This is a genomic window from Achromobacter sp. Marseille-Q0513, assembly GCF_018195695.1.
In the GTDB taxonomy this organism is placed as follows: domain Bacteria; phylum Pseudomonadota; class Gammaproteobacteria; order Burkholderiales; family Burkholderiaceae_B; genus Achromobacter.
Map to the genome: position 1 here is coordinate 1 of NZ_JAGTJY010000004.1, position 14717 is coordinate 14717.

At 68.5% G+C, this 14717-nt stretch carries 13 protein-coding genes; 4 read left to right on the plus strand and 9 right to left on the minus strand.

What is annotated here, in order from left to right; all coding sequences use genetic code 11:
- Positions 1-40: 40 nt before the first annotated feature.
- From KDH83_RS01880 to KDH83_RS01910, 7 genes are all read right to left on the minus strand, one after another.
- The gene (locus KDH83_RS01880; RefSeq protein WP_212312436.1) at positions 41-1381 is read right to left on the minus strand and encodes an MFS transporter; all 1341 of its coding nucleotides are present in this window, start codon (positions 1379-1381) and stop codon (positions 41-43) included.
- Between the two features lie 93 nt (positions 1382-1474).
- Positions 1475-2158 (minus strand): maleylacetoacetate isomerase, encoded by a 684-nt coding sequence (maiA, locus tag KDH83_RS01885; protein WP_212312438.1) that lies wholly within the window; start codon positions 2156-2158, stop codon positions 1475-1477.
- Between the two features lie 12 nt (positions 2159-2170).
- A complete protein-coding gene (locus tag KDH83_RS01890) occupies positions 2171-3196 on the minus strand; it encodes a fumarylacetoacetate hydrolase family protein (RefSeq protein WP_212312440.1) in 1026 nt (341 codons plus the stop codon).
- 37 nt (positions 3197-3233) lie between these two features.
- A complete protein-coding gene (locus KDH83_RS01895; RefSeq protein ID WP_212312441.1) occupies positions 3234-4193 on the minus strand; it encodes an MBL fold metallo-hydrolase in 960 nt (319 codons plus the stop codon).
- A 31-nt stretch (positions 4194-4224) separates the two neighbouring features.
- The gene (locus KDH83_RS01900) at positions 4225-4806 is read right to left on the minus strand and encodes a VOC family protein (protein WP_212312442.1); all 582 of its coding nucleotides are present in this window, start codon (positions 4804-4806) and stop codon (positions 4225-4227) included.
- A gap of 16 nt (positions 4807-4822) precedes the next feature.
- A complete protein-coding gene (locus KDH83_RS01905) occupies positions 4823-5029 on the minus strand; it encodes a DUF2783 domain-containing protein (RefSeq protein WP_212312443.1) in 207 nt (68 codons plus the stop codon).
- The gene (locus KDH83_RS01910; RefSeq protein WP_212312444.1) at positions 5004-6710 is read right to left on the minus strand and encodes an FAD-dependent oxidoreductase; all 1707 of its coding nucleotides are present in this window, start codon (positions 6708-6710) and stop codon (positions 5004-5006) included. Before KDH83_RS01910 ends, KDH83_RS01905 begins: the two co-directional genes overlap by 26 nt.
- 154 nt (positions 6711-6864) lie before the next feature.
- On the opposite strand from KDH83_RS01910, the gene KDH83_RS01915 reads away from it, so the two are divergent.
- Positions 6865-7668 carry a helix-turn-helix transcriptional regulator gene (locus tag KDH83_RS01915; RefSeq protein ID WP_212312445.1) on the plus strand — a complete coding sequence of 268 codons (804 nt, stop codon included), beginning with the start codon at positions 6865-6867 and terminating at the stop codon, positions 7666-7668.
- A 96-nt stretch (positions 7669-7764) separates the two neighbouring features.
- On the opposite strand, the gene rho is transcribed toward KDH83_RS01915, so the two are convergent.
- The gene (rho, locus tag KDH83_RS01920) at positions 7765-9024 is read right to left on the minus strand and encodes a transcription termination factor Rho (RefSeq protein ID WP_103275359.1); all 1260 of its coding nucleotides are present in this window, start codon (positions 9022-9024) and stop codon (positions 7765-7767) included.
- Between the two features lie 119 nt (positions 9025-9143).
- A complete protein-coding gene (gene trxA / locus KDH83_RS01925) occupies positions 9144-9470 on the minus strand; it encodes a thioredoxin TrxA (RefSeq protein ID WP_103275358.1) in 327 nt (108 codons plus the stop codon).
- Positions 9471-9772: 302 nt separating this feature from the next.
- Here trxA and parE point away from each other — a divergent pair, with 302 nt between their 5' ends.
- The 3 genes from parE to parC are packed head-to-tail and all read left to right on the plus strand — an operon-like array spanning position 9773 to position 14696.
- A complete protein-coding gene (gene parE, locus KDH83_RS01930; RefSeq protein WP_212312446.1) occupies positions 9773-11734 on the plus strand; it encodes a DNA topoisomerase IV subunit B in 1962 nt (653 codons plus the stop codon).
- A complete protein-coding gene (locus tag KDH83_RS01935; RefSeq protein WP_212312448.1) occupies positions 11734-12339 on the plus strand; it encodes a YcxB family protein in 606 nt (201 codons plus the stop codon). The genes parE and KDH83_RS01935 overlap by 1 nt, the downstream gene beginning before the upstream one ends.
- A 35-nt stretch (positions 12340-12374) precedes the next feature.
- Complete coding sequence (gene parC, locus KDH83_RS01940; protein ID WP_212312450.1) at positions 12375-14696, plus strand: DNA topoisomerase IV subunit A; 2322 nt, start codon at positions 12375-12377, stop codon at positions 14694-14696.
- Positions 14697-14717: the final 21 nt, after the last annotated feature.

Sequence of the window (14717 nt, forward strand, 5' to 3'; positions counted from 1 at the left end):
CGGATGGGGTGGGTCATGGCGGGACGCGGTGGGGGCGAGGTCATTCGGCGTGCAGCGTGGCGCCGGCCCGTTCCCGGACCAGGCTGACGGCGACCAGGGACACCAGGGCCATGGCGATGACGTACACGCCCACCATCCAGGACTTGCCGGTGGCCGAGATGATCCATTGCGCGATCATGGCGGCGAAGGCGCCGCCCAGGATGGAGCCCAGCGCATACCCGACCGAGATGCCCGAGTAGCGCACGTCGGCGGGGAACATCTCGGCGTACAGCGCCGCCTGCGGGCCGTAGGTCAGGCCCAGTGGCAGCGCCAGGATCACCAGCGCGGCCGTGAATTGCCCGATGTCGGCGGCGTCGATGAAGCCCCACATCGGCACGGCCCACAGTGCCAGCAGCACATAGCCGATCTGGAAGGTGCGCACCCGGCCGATGCGGTCGCCCAGCCAGCCGCCGAGCAGCGTCGTGGCCAGCCACACGGCGGCGGCCAGCGTGCAGGCCATCAGCACCTGCTGGGCCGGCATCTTCAGCGCGCGGCTGCCGTAGCTGATGAAGAAGCCCACCAGCAGATAGCCGGCGGCGCTGTTGCCCACGAAGATCAGCGCGGTCAGCAGCACCTCGCGCGGATGCTTGCGCAGCAGCTGGCCCAGCGGCGCGGCGCTGGCGCGCTTGCGCGCCTGCATCTCCAGGAACACCGGCGATTCCTCGACCGCGCGGCGGATGAAGGTGCCCACCACGATCAGCAGCACCGACAGCAGGAAGGGCACGCGCCAGCCCCAGTCCATGAAGCGTTCCATGCCGACGGCGGCGGTGAGGCACCAGAGCACGCCGGTGGCGACGATCATGCCCATGGGCACGCCGATCTGCGGAAAGGCGCCGAACAGCGAGCGGCGGTGCGCCGGCGCGTGTTCCACCGCCATCAGGGCCGCGCCGCCCCATTCGCCGCCGGCCGAGAAGCCCTGCAGCACGCGCAGCCCGACCAGCAGCACCGGCGCCCAGACGCCCAGCACGGCGTAGGACGGCAGCAGGCCGATCAGCGCGGTGGCCGAGCCCATCAGGATCAGCGTGGCGGCCAGCACGCGCTTGCGGCCGTAGCGGTCGCCCAGATGGCCGCAGATGATGGCGCCCAGCGGCCGGAACAGGAAGGCGACGCCCACCGTGGCGAAGGACAGGATCAGCGCCCATTCCGGATTGTTCTGGGTGAAGGGGGCGAAGAACAGCGCGCCCAGCACCAGCCCGGCGGCCTGGGAATAGATGAAGTAGTCGTACCACTCGATGGTCGAGCCGACCAGCGTGGCGGCCAGCACCTTGCGGTCGTCGGCGCTGATCAGCGGACGGCCGGCGGGCGCGACGGCGGCGCCGGGCGCGGAAATCTCGGTTTGCATGGTTTGTCTCCTGGGGTGCGGCGGCGCCGCTGATCTTGGGAAGGCCGTGCGGGGCGCGGCCTTCCTGGGGGGACTGCGATGGAACTGCGCGGCTCAGGCGGGACTTGCGACCGGCGCGGGCTGCGGCGCGTCGGGCTGGTTCTCGGGGCTGGCGGCCTGGAAGGCCGGCAGGGCGGCGCAGGCCCGCGCGATGGCGTCGATCCGCGCATACGGCGCCAGGTCGGCGCCATAGCGCCTGGCGTTGTAGACCTGCGGCATCAGGAAGCACTCGACGATGCCGGGCGCGGCGCCCAGCGCATACGGCGCGCCGTCGTCGTCGCCCAGCGCGGCCTCGAAGGCGGAAAAGGCCTCGTGGCACCAATGGCGATACCACTCGCCGACCTGCTCGTCGTCGGCGCCGAACTGGGCGCGCAGCCGCTTGAGCGCGCGCAGGTTGTTCAGCGGATGGACCTCGCAGGCGATCAGCTGCGCCAGCGCGCGGGCGCGCGCCCGGGCCGCGCGGCCTGGCGGCAGCAGCGCGGGTTCGGGATTGCGTTCCTCCAGGTATTCGATGATGGCCAGCGACTGCTGCAGGCGCAGGCCGTCGATGTCCAGCATGGGCACCAGGCCGAACGGCGCCAGGCGCCGGTAGGCCGGCTGCAGGTGCTCGCCCTGCGCCATCTGCCAGGTGACGCTGCGGTACGGCTGGCCCTTCAGGGCCAGCGCGATGCGCACGCGGTAGGCGGCCGAGCTGCGCCAGTAGCTGTGCAGCACGGGGATCGAAGCGGATTCGGCCATCGCGCGCTCCGTTCAGGCTTCGGCGGTTTCAAGCGCGGCCGTGGCCGGCAGCGGCCGCGTGCCGGGGATCTCCACCACCTGGTCGATATCGCCGAACAGGCTGGCGCCGCTGTCGTCGCGCATGCCGATGCGCACGCGGTCGCCATGCTTGAGGAAGGGCGTGCGCATTTCGCCGTCGCGCAGCTTCTCGCGCACGCGCGCTTCCACCAGGCAGCAGACGCCTGCCGCGTCGCTGGCGTTGGAGATCGTGCCGCTGCCCAGCAGCGTGCCGGCGCCCAGGCGGCGCGTGCGCGCCGCATGCGCGATCAGCTCGCCGAAGTGGAACTGCATTTCCTCGCCGGCCTGGGGCTGGCCGATGAGCCTGTCGTTCAGCCAGACCTGCATGGACCGGTGCAGCTTGCCGCCGCGCCAGTACGGTTGCAGCTCGTCGGGCGTGACCAGCACCGGCGACAGCGCCGAGGCCGGCTTGCCTTGCAGGAAGCCGAAGCCCTTGGCCAGCTCGGGCAGCACCACGTTGCGCAGCGTGACGTCGTTGACCAGGCCCAGCAGCACGATGTGTTGCAGCGCGTCGTCGGCATCCACGCCCAAGGGCACGTCGTCGGTGATCACGACGATCTCGGCTTCCAGGTCCACGCCCAGGTCTTCGCTGGCGGCGGTGATGGGATCCCGCGGCCCCATGAAATCGTCCGACGCACCCTGGTACATGAGCGGATCGGTGAGGAAGGACGGCGGCATCTCGCCGCCGCGCGCGCGCCGGGTCAGGTCGACGTGGTTCAGGTAGGCCGACGCGTCCAGCCATTGATAGGCGCGCGGCAGCGGCGCGGCGCAGCGCGCCGGATCGAAGGGTTCGCCGGCGCGGCGGCCGTCGTTCAAGGCCTGGTATTCGGCTTGCAGGCGCGGCGCGATGCGCGTCCAGTCGTCCAGCGCCTGCTGCAAGGTGGCGGCGATGGCGGGCACGACGAGGTGGCGAGACAGATCGCGGCTGACGACGACCAGCTGGCCGTCGCGCGCGCCGTTCTTCAAGGTGGCGAGTTTCATGTGTTCAATCTCCTGCGGGGTTCGTCGGGGCGGCGCTTCAGCTGTTGAGCTCGGCCCACATTTCACGGTCGCGCTCGGCGGTCCAGACGCGTGGGTCGGCGATGCCGCTGGCTTCGTCGTAGGCGCGCGAGACGTCGAAGGGAATCGCGTGTTCGTAGATGACGACATGGCCGAACTCCGGATCCATCACGCGTCGCGTGTCCGCATAGACCTGCTTGAGCGACTTGCCGCCGGCCACGCCCTCGCGCGCGCAGCCGTACAGCGTCTGCACCCAGCGGCGCGTGTAGCCGATGGCCTCGCGGCAGTCCTGCGGCGTGGTCAGCGCCGGGCCTCGGCCCGGCACCATCTGCGCGGGGCGCAGCGCTTCGAGCCGGTCCAGCGTGGCGGGCCAGTCCGCCAGGTAGGCGTCACCGGTGTAGACGCCGGCGTTGAACTCCACCAGGTCGCCCGCGAAACAGATGCCCTGCGACGGAATCCAGACCACGCTGTCGCCGCGCGTGTGGCCGTTGCCCAGATGCATCATGCGCACCTCCAGCGTGCCCAGCCGGATCGTCAGCTCGCGTTCGAACACGATGGTGGGCCAGGTCAGGCCAGGGATCGATTCGGACGAGCGGAACAGGCGCGGGAAGCGGCCGATTTCCGAATCCATGTCGGCCTGGCCGCGCTCGACGATCAGCTCGTGCGTGCCGCGGCTGGCGATGACGGTGGCCGCGCCTTCGGCGGCGAAGGCGGACGCGCCCAGCACGCGCACCGCGTGGTAGTGCGTCAGCGCGACATGGCGGATGGGCTTGTCGGTGACGCCGCGAATCGCGCGGATCAGGTCCTGCGCCATGGCCGGCGTGGCGGTGGCGTCGACCACCATCACGCTGTCGTCGCCGATGATGACGCCCGAGTTCGGATCGCCGTCGGCGACGTAGGCATAGGCGTTGTCCGACAGGCGCTCGAACGAGATTTTCTTTTCCGCCAGGTCGGCCTGGGACGCGAAGGGCTTGCTCATGGGATTTCCTTGTGAAGAATGAAACTGGGGATCAGCCGGCCCGCGCCTGGCTGCTGGTGCCGCTTTGGCCGGGCCGCAGGCCGGCGGCCTTGTCGCGGGTCCAGGCGGCCAGCTCGTCGTGCGCGGCGCGGCGCTTGTCGGCGACGTAGTCATGCATGGGCAGGCGCACGGTGATTTCCAGGCGCAGGCCGTTGGGATCGAAGAAGTAGATGGAGCGGATGAAGTGATGGTCGGTCGGCCCGACGGTCTCGATGCCGTGCCCGGTCAGCCGCTGGCGCATGGCCTCCAGCGCGGCCTCGTCCTCGACTTCCATGGCGAAATGGTTGACCCAGCGCGGCGTGTCGGGATCGGGCGCGCTGGCGCCGTTGTCGCCCAGGTCGAAGAAGGCGATGTGCGAGTGATCGGCGAACTCGAAGAACAGATGCACGAAGGGGCAGTACTCGCCGGTGGACGGCACGCGCTCTTCCTTGACCACGTGCACCAGCGGCAGGCCGAGGATGTCTTCGTAGAAGTGGCGGGTTTCCTCCGCGTCGCGGCAGCGCCAGGCGAAGTGGTGCAGGCCGCGGACGGCGGGGCAGGGCGCGGCGGCGCGGGACAGATCGGGCTGGGTCATGCGGGGTCTCCGGCAATCAGGGAATGGACAGGCAGGACGGCTCCGCGTGCGCCGCCATCATTTCGTCGACGGCGGCCTGGGCGCGGTCGCCGTCGCCCAGGGCTTCGATCAGCAGCAGCACCAGTTGCGCCAGGCGGTCGCGCTGGACCGAGGGATCGGGCGCGCTGGTGAGCGCGATCAGGCGTTCGAGCAGATCGTCAAGCTGTGGCTGCGACATGGGCATGGGCGTGGGTTCCGGCATTCGATGGGGAGTGCGCGTCCGGGGACGCGCGGTAGGCGCAGGGGTAGAGCGCGGCGGCGATCCAGTCCGGCAGGGCCGCGTCGGCCTGGCCCGAGGCGGCGGCATCGATGGCGGCCATCACATGCTGGTCCGGCCGGATCAGCCAGACTTCGCCGTCCATCTCCACGCCCAGCTGGCGCCGCAGCGCCTCGCGGCCCTCGGCGTCGCAATGGGCGCCGACCGCCACGCGACGCAGCAGGGCGCCGTCGTCGGTCGGTTCCGGGACGGGCGGTACGTGTTCGCTGAAAACCAGGGCGGTGAACCAGGGGCCGAGCAGCTGGTGCAGCGAGCGCTGCGCGCGGCGGTCCAGCACCACATTGGGCAGCGCGCGTCCCGCATGCGGGCTGGCGGGATGCGCCAGCGGCGACGGTGGGTAGACGGCCGGCATGCAGAGCCTGCCGGTATTGATCATGCGCGCGGGCACGTCATGGCGCGGGGCCAGGGCGATGATGGCATCGCGCCACATGCGCGCCGATTCGGCCGGGCCGGGATGCACGAAGCGCGACGAACGCCGCGCCTGGCGGATGTTCTCCAGCGCCGCGTGCTTGCGCTCGGCGCTGTAGCTGTCGAGCAGGGCGTCGCTGGCGCGTCCTTGCAGCACCAGCGCCAGTTTCCAGCCCAGGTTGTCGGCGTCCTGGATGCCGCCGTTGCCGCCGCGCGCGCCGAATGGCGCCACCAGGTGCGCCGAGTCGCCGGCGAACAGCACGCGGCCGTGGCGCAGGCCGGACAGGCATTCATGGCGGTAGGCCCAGACGCCGTGCCAGGCGATATCGAAATCGACTTGTTCGCCGAGCAGGTCCCAGACGCGCTGGCGCATGGCCTGTGGCGTACAGGCCGCCTGCGCGTCCTCGTCGGGACGCAGCTGGAAGTCCAGCCGCCAGGTGTCGTCTGCCATCTTGTGGCGCCAGACGGCCCGGCCGTGGTTGCTGCCGGCGTCCAGCCAGGTCCAGCGCTCCTCCGGCCAGGACGTACCGCGCAGCACTACGTCGATGATGATCCAGCGGTCCTCGTTGCGGTCGTACACCTCGGGCCGCAGGCCCAGCGCCTGGCGCAGCGGGCTGTTGGCGCCGTCGCAGGCGATCACCCATTCGGCCCGCGTGCGGTAGTCGCCCTCGGGCGTGTGCACGCGCAGCGTGACCGGGCCGCCGTCGGCCGGCGTCTCGATCGCGTCGACGCGGTTGAGCCAGCGCAGCTCGGCCAGCGGCTCGCGTTGCAGCGCCTCGACCAGGAAGGCTTCCAGATAGTATTGCTGCAGGTTCACGAAGCCGTTGTGGCGCATGTCCGGCTGGGCCTGCAGCGTGAACGAGGCGACTGCCGCATCGCGGCACAGCACGCGCCCGACGTTCCAGCGCACGCCCTTGGCGACGATGGCGTCGGCCACGTCCAGGCGGTCGAAGATGTCCAGCGTGCGCTGCGCCCAGACCATGCCGCGCGAGGCCAGGCCGCGCACGCCCACGGTGTTGTCGTCGTCCAGCAGGGTCACGCGCTGGCCCCGGCGGACCAGGTCCAGCGCCATCGTCAGGCCGCTCAGGCCGCCGCCCACGACGACGACCGGGTGCGGCGCGGGCCGGGCGCGGTCCAGCTCGTCGGGCCTGAGGAAAGGGTAGGTGGGAAGCTCCATCATGGCTTGACCTTGTGCTCCAGTGATCTATAGTTCTTGGCTTCAGGGCACCAATGTAGAAGTGCCGCCGGCAGGCGTCATGTCCTCACGCAAGAGGACAACTCGCGGCCCGCCGATCCCCGTAGAATCGATCGCCAAGACTGGGGGAGCCAGAACCATGAGAGAGACAAGCCATCAAGCGTTCGCGCGCGCGGACGGCGGGCAGTGGGCAGTTCCCGTGATCACCGGCCTGGGCGGCCCGGCTTTCCATGCCACCTTGCTGGCGGGGCTGCGCGACCTGGTGGGCGCCGACCACGTCACCGACCTGAGCTATGACCAGGCCGGCGGGCTGGGCCAGTGTTCGGCCGCCAGCCTGCTGAACCAGTCCATGATCGAGTGGACGACCAACCTCTACGTCAACGGCAGCTTCTATCGCCGTGACCCCAATTACCAGATGCTCTGCGGCATGGCCGGACAGCGGCGCCGCTCGGAAGCGCTGATCGTCGAGCCGCTCTGTCCTGAGGGTATTCCCGATGCCGAATACCGGCGCCTGCTGTTCGAGCGGCCGGGCTTCGCCAGCAAGATCTCGGTCATCGGCGCGCGCGACGACGGCGTCTGCTACATCAACCTGTACTTTTCGCGGCGGCATGGCGCCGGCGTGGAGGATCTGCTGCGCGGCTGCGCGCCCCTGCTGATCGCGCTGAGCCGGCGACATCGCGAACTGCGCTGCCCGGCCGAGCCGGCATGCGCCGAGGCCGAGAGCTGGGCTTCGGGGTTTTCTCTGAGGGAAATCCAGGTGGCGGGATTGCTGCGGCGCGGCCATACCGCCAAGCAGGTGGGGCGCGAGCTTGGCCTGTCGCCGGCCACCGTGGTGACCTACAAGAACCGCATCTTCAAGAAATGCCAGGTCGCCAGCCTGAAGGAATTCCTGCTCAAGACGCCGTCGCCGTCCGCCGGGGGAGAGCGGGGCCTGGCCTGTTGAGGGCAGAGCAGGTTCGCGCCGCGGCGCGAGGGGCGGGGGCAGGCGGGCGCCTGCCCCGGACTGGCAGCGCGCGGCATGGCCGGCGCTGCCAGGGGCTTACTTCTTCTTCATCATGTCGAAGAATTCGGCATTGGTCTTGGTGACGCGCATCTTGTCCAGGATGAATTCCATGGACTGCACTTCGTCCATGTCGTGGATGAACTTGCGCAGCACCCAGACCTTCTGCAGCAGGTCCGGCGCGATCAGCAGCTCTTCGCGGCGGGTGCCGGACTTGTTCAGGTTGATGGCCGGGTAGACGCGCTTTTCAGCCAGGCGACGCTCGAGGTGGACTTCGGAGTTGCCGGTGCCCTTGAATTCCTCGTAGATCACTTCGTCCATGCGGCTGCCGGTTTCGATCAGCGCGGTGCCCAGGATGGTCAGCGAACCGCCTTCCTCGAGATTGCGGGCGGCGCCGAAGAAGCGCTTCGGGCGCTGCAGGGCGTTGGCGTCCACGCCACCGGTCAGCACCTTGCCGGAGGCCGGCACGACGGTGTTGTAGGCGCGGGCCAGGCGGGTGATCGAGTCCAGCAGGATCACCACGTCCTTCTTCATTTCGACCAGGCGCTTGGCCTTTTCGATGACCATCTCAGCCACTTGCACGTGGCGGGTGGCCGGCTCGTCGAAGGTCGAGGCCACGACTTCGCCGCGCACCGTGCGCTGCATTTCGGTCACTTCCTCGGGACGCTCGTCCACCAGCAGCACGATCATGACCGCGTCGGGATAGTTGGTGGTGATGGCGTGCGCGATGTGCTGCATCATCACCGTCTTGCCGGACTTGGGGCTGGCGACGATCAGGCCGCGCTGGCCCATGCCGATGGGGGCGAAGACGTCCAGGATGCGGCCAGTGAGGTTTTCCTCGCTCTTGATGTCGCGTTCCAGGCGCATGGTCCGGTTCGGATGCAGCGGCGTCAGGTTCTCGAACATGATGCGATGCTTGATCGCCTCGGGCGCCACGCCGTTGACCTTGTCCACCTTGACCAGGGCGAAATAGCGCTCGCCATCCTTGGGCGTGCGGACTTCGCCTTCGATCGAGTCGCCGGTATGCAGGTTGAAGCGGCGGATCTGCGACGGCGAGATGTAGATGTCGTCCGTGCTGGCCAGGTAGGAGGTCTCGGGCGAGCGCAGGAAACCGAAGCCATCGGGCAGGACTTCAAGCACGCCGTCGCCAAAGATCTGCTCGCCCTGTTTGGCGCGCCGTTTCATGATGGCGAACATCAGTTCCTGCTTGCGCAGGCGGTTGGCGTTCTCGATTTCCAGGCCAGCGGCCATTTCCAGCAACTGCGAGACGTGCAGCGCCTTCAGTTCGTTGAGGTGCATCGCGGTGAGTGGTGGGGGAATGTAAAGGAGGGGTTTGTCGGCGCGCCACGGACGGGCTCGCGCGTATTTCTTTGAAGGACGCCGCCGCCTGGGCGGCGCCTTCGGTTACAGCACGCAGTTTACAACGCGCCGTCCAGGAATGCGGTAAGTTGCGACTTCGACAGCGCGCCAACCTTCGTGGCGGCGGCCTGGCCGTCCTTGAAGAGCATCAGGGTGGGGATGCCACGGATGCCGTACTTGGCGGCGGTGCCCTGGTTGTCGTCCACGTTCAGCTTGGCGACCGTCAGGCGGCCAGCGTATTCGGCGGCGACTTCTTCCAGGATCGGGGCGATCATCTTGCAGGGGCCGCACCAGGCAGCCCAGTAGTCCACCAGCACCGGCTGGCCGGACTTCAACACATCGGCCTCGAAGCTGGCGTCACTGACGTTCTTGATTTGGTCGCTCATGATGGTGATTCTCTGTTCCGCGGCAGAGGGCGCGAAAAAGGGGACGTGCCATGCCGTTGTTCTAGTTTGTAATGGATTAAAGCATACCACTGTCGATAACAACAGGGTTTGCGGCTTTTGTGTAGGATGTTGCGGCGCGGCGGCCGTGGTCCTGCAGAAAAATGGCCGGACAGGGCCGCCGCCATGACTGTCATCCTACCGAATATGGGGCTGCTCAGGTCCTGCGCATCCCACCGGGAGCCGCGCGGAATCTGGGCTTGTCCGTAAAATGTCGGTTTTTTTCCACAGATGTTGGGGATAACTTGGCCACTCCACGTTACAACGAGGCGTCCATCCGCGTCCTGAAGGGGCTGGAACCCGTGCGCCAGCGCCCGGGCATGTACACCCGCACCGAGAACCCGCTGCACGTCGTGCAGGAGGTGATCGACAACGCCGCCGACGAGGCGCTGGCCGGCTACGGCAAACAGATACAAGTCACGCTGCACACCGATGGCAGCGTATCCGTCGAGGACGACGGCCGCGGCATACCCGTGGGATTGCACCCGGAAGAAAACGCGCCGGTGGTTGAACTGGTGTTCACCCGCCTGCACGCCGGCGGCAAGTTCGACAAGCAGGGCGGAGGCGCCTATGCGTTCTCCGGCGGCCTGCACGGCGTGGGCGTGTCCGTCACCAACGCGCTGGCGACCCGGCTGGAAGTCGTGGTCTGGCGCGACGGCGGCGTGAACCGGCTGGTGTTCAAGGACGGCGAAGTCGCCGAGCCGCTGGCGCCGTATGCCGAAGGCGGACGCAAGAAGTCCGGCACCCGCGTGCGCGTCTGGCCCGACACCAAATACTTCGACAGCCCCGCGATTCCGCTGGGCGAGCTGACGCACCTGCTGCGCAGCAAGGCCGTGCTGCTGCCGGGCGTGAAGGTCATGCTGGTCAACGAGAAGACCGGCGACACCAAGACCTGGCAGTACCAGGACGGCCTGCGCGGCTACCTGGCCGAAGCGCTGGCCGGCGCCGAGCTGATGGTGCCCTTCTTCGAGGGCGCGCAGTACGCCGGCGCCGACCACGAGAACTTCGCGGAAGGCGAGGGCGCGCAGTGGGTGGTGGCCTGGACCGAGGACGGCAACGCCGTGCGCGAGTCCTATGTGAACCTGATCCCCACGCCGGCTGGCGGCACCCACGAATCGGGCCTGCGCGAAGGCCTGTTCGGCGCGGTCAAGAGCTTCGCCGAGCTGCACAGCCTGCTGCCCAAGGGCGTCAAGCTGCTGCCCGAGGACGTGTTCGCGCGCGCCAGCTTCGTGCTGTCGGCCAAGGTGCTGGATCCGCAGTTCCAGGGCCAGATCAAGGAACGGCTGAACAGCCGCGACGCCGTGCGACTGGTGGGCGGCTTCTCCAAGAGCGCGCTGGATCTCTGGCTGCACAGCAATGTCGAGTACGGCAAGAAGCTGGCCGAACTGGCGATCCGCCAGGCGCAGGCGCGTCAGCGCTCGGCGCAGAAGGTCGAGAAGCGCAAGAGTTCCGGCGTGGCCGTGCTGCCCGGCAAGCTGACCGATTGCGAAGCCAGCGACGCGGCGCGCACCGAGGTCTTCCTGGTCGAGGGCGACTCGGCCGGCGGTTCGGCCAAGATGGGCCGCGACAAGGAATTCCAGGCCATCCTGCCGCTGCGCGGCAAGGTGCTCAATTCCTGGGAAGTGGACCGCGATCGCCTGTTCGCCAACAACGAAATCCATGACATCTCGGTGGCTATCGGCGTCGATCCGCACGGACCGAACGACACGCCCGACCTGTCCGGGCTGCGCTATGGCCGCATCTGCATCCTGTCGGACGCGGACGTCGACGGCTCGCACATCCAGGTGCTGCTGCTGACGCTGTTCTACAAGCATTTCCCCAAGCTGGTCGAGGCCGGCAACGTCTACGTCGCCAAGCCGCCGCTGTTCCGCCTGGACGTGCCGGCGCAGGGCAAGCGCCCGGCGCGCAAGATCTACTGCCTGGACGACGGCGAGCTGGAAGCCGCGCAGGACAAGCTGCGCAAGGAAGGCGTGCGTGAAGGCGCCTGGGCGGTCAGCCGCTTCAAGGGCCTGGGTGAAATGAATCCCGAGCAGCTCTGGGAAACCACCATGAACCCGGACACGCGCCGCCTGCTGCCGGTGGGCTATGGCGACCAGTCGCCGGAAGACACCACGCGCATGTTCGACATGCTGATGGGCAAGGGGGAATCCTCGCAACGCCGCGCCTGGATCGAAGAGAAGGGCAACCTGGCGGAGCTCGACATCTGATGACGCAAGCCGCGCCCGCGTCCGCCGTCATGGAAATCGACCTGCAGGCCGATGACTATGCCGACTTCGTCGCCTACATGTACAAGCGGCCCGAAATGCGCGGCCGCCGCATGCGCTCGCATCTGCGCTTCGCCGTGCTGATGGTGGTGGCGCTGCTGGCCTACACGGCTTGGAGCGCCTGGGGACCGGGCGGCCCGGACTGGGGCGCGGTCCTGCCCGCCTATTTCCAGGGGCTGGCGGTGGGCCTGGGCGTTCTGGTCCTGCTGGCGCTGGCCTACGAATTCGTGCTGCCCGCCCTGGTGAAGGCCAATACGCGACGCATGCTGCGACGCCAGCCCGATGAGATGTTCCTGGGCCGCCACCGCCTGGAATTCGGCGCCGACGGCATCGATGACGCCACCGCCACGGCTTCGGGCCGCATGGACTGGAGCAACGTCAGCCGCGTCGAGGAAACGCCCGAACACCTGTATGTGGTCCTGGGCACGCTGCAAGGCGTGATCATCCCCAAGCGCGGGCAGGACGCCGGCACGCTGGAGGCCGTGCGCGTGCAATTCCGCGCGCATGTGGCCGACGCGAAGCTGGCCGTGTCCGCGCCGGCGCAATGACGCCGTTCCGATGAAATTGTCTACCTGAATACATCATGACCGACAGCAATCAACCTGGTCTTTTCGACGCCTCCTCGCCCGGCGATGGCGACGCCGCCATCACGCTGGCGCGCTATGCCGAGCAGGCCTATCTGGACTATGCCGTGTCCGTGGTGCGCGGCCGGGCGCTGCCCGACGTGGGCGACGGCCAGAAGCCGGTGCAGCGCCGCATCCTGTTCGCCATGCAGGCCATGGGCCTGGCGGCCGGCGCCAAGCCGGTCAAGTCCGCGCGCGTCGTGGGCGATGTGCTGGGTAAATACCACCCGCACGGCGACCAGGCCGCGTATGACGCGATGGTGCGCATGGCGCAGGATTTCTCGCTGCGCTATCCGCTGATCGACGGCCAGGGCAACTTCGGCTCGCGCGACGGCGACAACGCGGCGGCGATGCGTTACACGGAAGCCCGCCTCACGCCGATCGCCAAGCTGCTGCTGGACGAACTGGACGAAGGCACGGTCGATTTCGTGCCCAACTACGACGGCAGCCAGGAAGAGCCGCAGATGCTGCCGGCGCGCCTGCCGGTGATGCTGCTGAACGGCGCCTCGGGCATCGCCGTGGGCATGGCCACCGAAATCCCGCCGCACAACCTGCGCGAAGTGGCGCAGGCCTGCGTGACGCTGATCAAGCAGCCGCAGCTGACCGACGCCGAGCTGTATGGCCTGGTGCCCGGCCCCGACTTCGCCGGCGGCGGCCAGATCATCACGCCGGCCGCCGACATCGCCCAGATCTACTCGACCGGCCGTGGCTCGCTCAAGGTGCGCGCGCGCTGGCAGTTCGAGGAAATGGCGCGCGGCCAGTGGCAACTGGTGGTGACCGAGCTGCCGCCGGGCACGTCCGGCCAGAAGGTGCTCGAAGAGATCGAGGAAATCACCAATCCCAAGGTCAAGACCGGCAAGAAGAGCCTGACGCCCGAGCAGACCCAGTCCAAGGCCGTCATGCTGAACCTGCTGGACGCCGTGCGTGACGAGTCCGGCAAGGACGCCGCCGTGCGCCTGGTGTTCGAGCCCAAGACCTCGCGCGTGGACCGCGACGAATTCGTCAACACGCTGCTGGCGCAGACCAGCATGGAAAGCAGCGCCTCGGTCAACCTGGTCTGCATCGGCACCGACGGCCGTCCGCGCCAGAAGGGCCTGCGCGACATCCTGACCGAATGGCTGGCGTTCCGCACCCAGACCGTGACGCGCCGCACGCGCTTCCGCCTGGACAAGGTCATCGACCGCATCCACGTGCTGGAAGGCCGGATGGTGGTCTACCTGAACGTGGACGAAGTCATCCAGACCATCCGCGAATCAGACGAGCCGCGCGCCGCGCTGATGGAGCGCTTCAAGCTGACCGAGCGCCAGGCCGACGACATCCTGGAAATGCGCCTGCGCCAGCTGGCCCGCCTGGAAGGGATCAAGATCGAGCAGGAACTGGCCGGCAAGCGCGAAGAGCAAGTCCGCCTGCAGGAACTGCTGGACAATCCGACCTCGCTCAAGCGCCTGCTGGTCAAGGAAATCGAGGCCGACGCCAAGCAATACGGCGACGACCGTCGCACGCTGATCGAGACGGCCGAGCGCGCCGTGCTGGAAACCAAGGTGCTGGACGAGCCGGTGACCGTGATCGTGTCGCAGAAGGGCTGGCTGCGCGCGCGCCAGGGCCACGGCCACGATGCCTCGCAATTCGGCTTCAAGCAGGGCGACGATCTGTACGGCGCCTTCGAATGCCGCACCACCGACACGCTGATCGCGGTGGGCGACAACGGCCGCGTCCACTCCGTAGCCGTGTCGGGCCTGCCTTCGGCGCGCGGCGACGGCCAGCCGATCACCACCATGATCGACCTGGAAAGCGGTTCGCGCATCGTGCACATGATCGCGGCGTCGGCCGATTCGCGCTGGCTGCTGGCCACGCGCGGCGGCTACGGCTTCGCGGCCAGGTTCTCGGACATGTTCAGCCGCCAGCGCGCCGGCAAGCAGTTCATCACGCTGGAGGCCGGCGACGAGCTGCTGCGGCCGGTGCCGCTGTTCGACGGCGCGACGCAGCTGGCGCTGCTGTCGCACAAGGGCAAGTTCCTGGTGTTCGGCCTGGACGAGCTCAAGAGCCTGTCGGGCGGCGGCCGGGGCACCATCCTGATGGGGCTGGACACCGCCGACAAGCTGGACCAGGCCGTGCCGATCGGCGCGGCCGGGTTGCGCGCCGCGGGCGTGTACCGCAACAAGCACACCGAGGACATCCTGGCCGGCGCCGCGCTCACGCCCTATGTGGGCAAGCGCGCGCGCAAGGGCCGGCAGTTGGACGTGCGCCCGAAGCAGCCGGTGCTGTCGCCGGTGCTGGGCTGATCCGCCCGGACCCCGCCGGAT

Bases quoted from the DNA above. Each gene is read 5' to 3' on its own strand.
- KDH83_RS01895 (WP_212312441.1), bottom strand. From the start codon at position 4,193: ATGAGCAAGCCCTTCGCGTCCCAGGCCGACCTGGCGGAAAAGAAAATC.
- maiA (WP_212312438.1), bottom strand. From the start codon at position 2,158: ATGGCCGAATCCGCTTCGATCCCCGTGCTGCACAGCTACTGGCGCAGC.
- KDH83_RS01900 (WP_212312442.1), bottom strand. From the start codon at position 4,806: ATGACCCAGCCCGATCTGTCCCGCGCCGCCGCGCCCTGCCCCGCCGTC.
- rho (WP_103275359.1), bottom strand. From the start codon at position 9,024: ATGCACCTCAACGAACTGAAGGCGCTGCACGTCTCGCAGTTGCTGGAA.
- KDH83_RS01915 (WP_212312445.1), top strand. From the start codon at position 6,865: ATGAGAGAGACAAGCCATCAAGCGTTCGCGCGCGCGGACGGCGGGCAG.
- KDH83_RS01880 (WP_212312436.1), bottom strand. From the start codon at position 1,381: ATGCAAACCGAGATTTCCGCGCCCGGCGCCGCCGTCGCGCCCGCCGGC.
- KDH83_RS01890 (WP_212312440.1), bottom strand. From the start codon at position 3,196: ATGAAACTCGCCACCTTGAAGAACGGCGCGCGCGACGGCCAGCTGGTC.
- KDH83_RS01935 (WP_212312448.1), top strand. From the start codon at position 11,734: ATGACGCAAGCCGCGCCCGCGTCCGCCGTCATGGAAATCGACCTGCAG.
- trxA (WP_103275358.1), bottom strand. From the start codon at position 9,470: ATGAGCGACCAAATCAAGAACGTCAGTGACGCCAGCTTCGAGGCCGAT.
- KDH83_RS01905 (WP_212312443.1), bottom strand. From the start codon at position 5,029: ATGCCCATGTCGCAGCCACAGCTTGACGATCTGCTCGAACGCCTGATC.
- KDH83_RS01910 (WP_212312444.1), bottom strand. From the start codon at position 6,710: ATGATGGAGCTTCCCACCTACCCTTTCCTCAGGCCCGACGAGCTGGAC.
- parC (WP_212312450.1), top strand. From the start codon at position 12,375: ATGACCGACAGCAATCAACCTGGTCTTTTCGACGCCTCCTCGCCCGGC.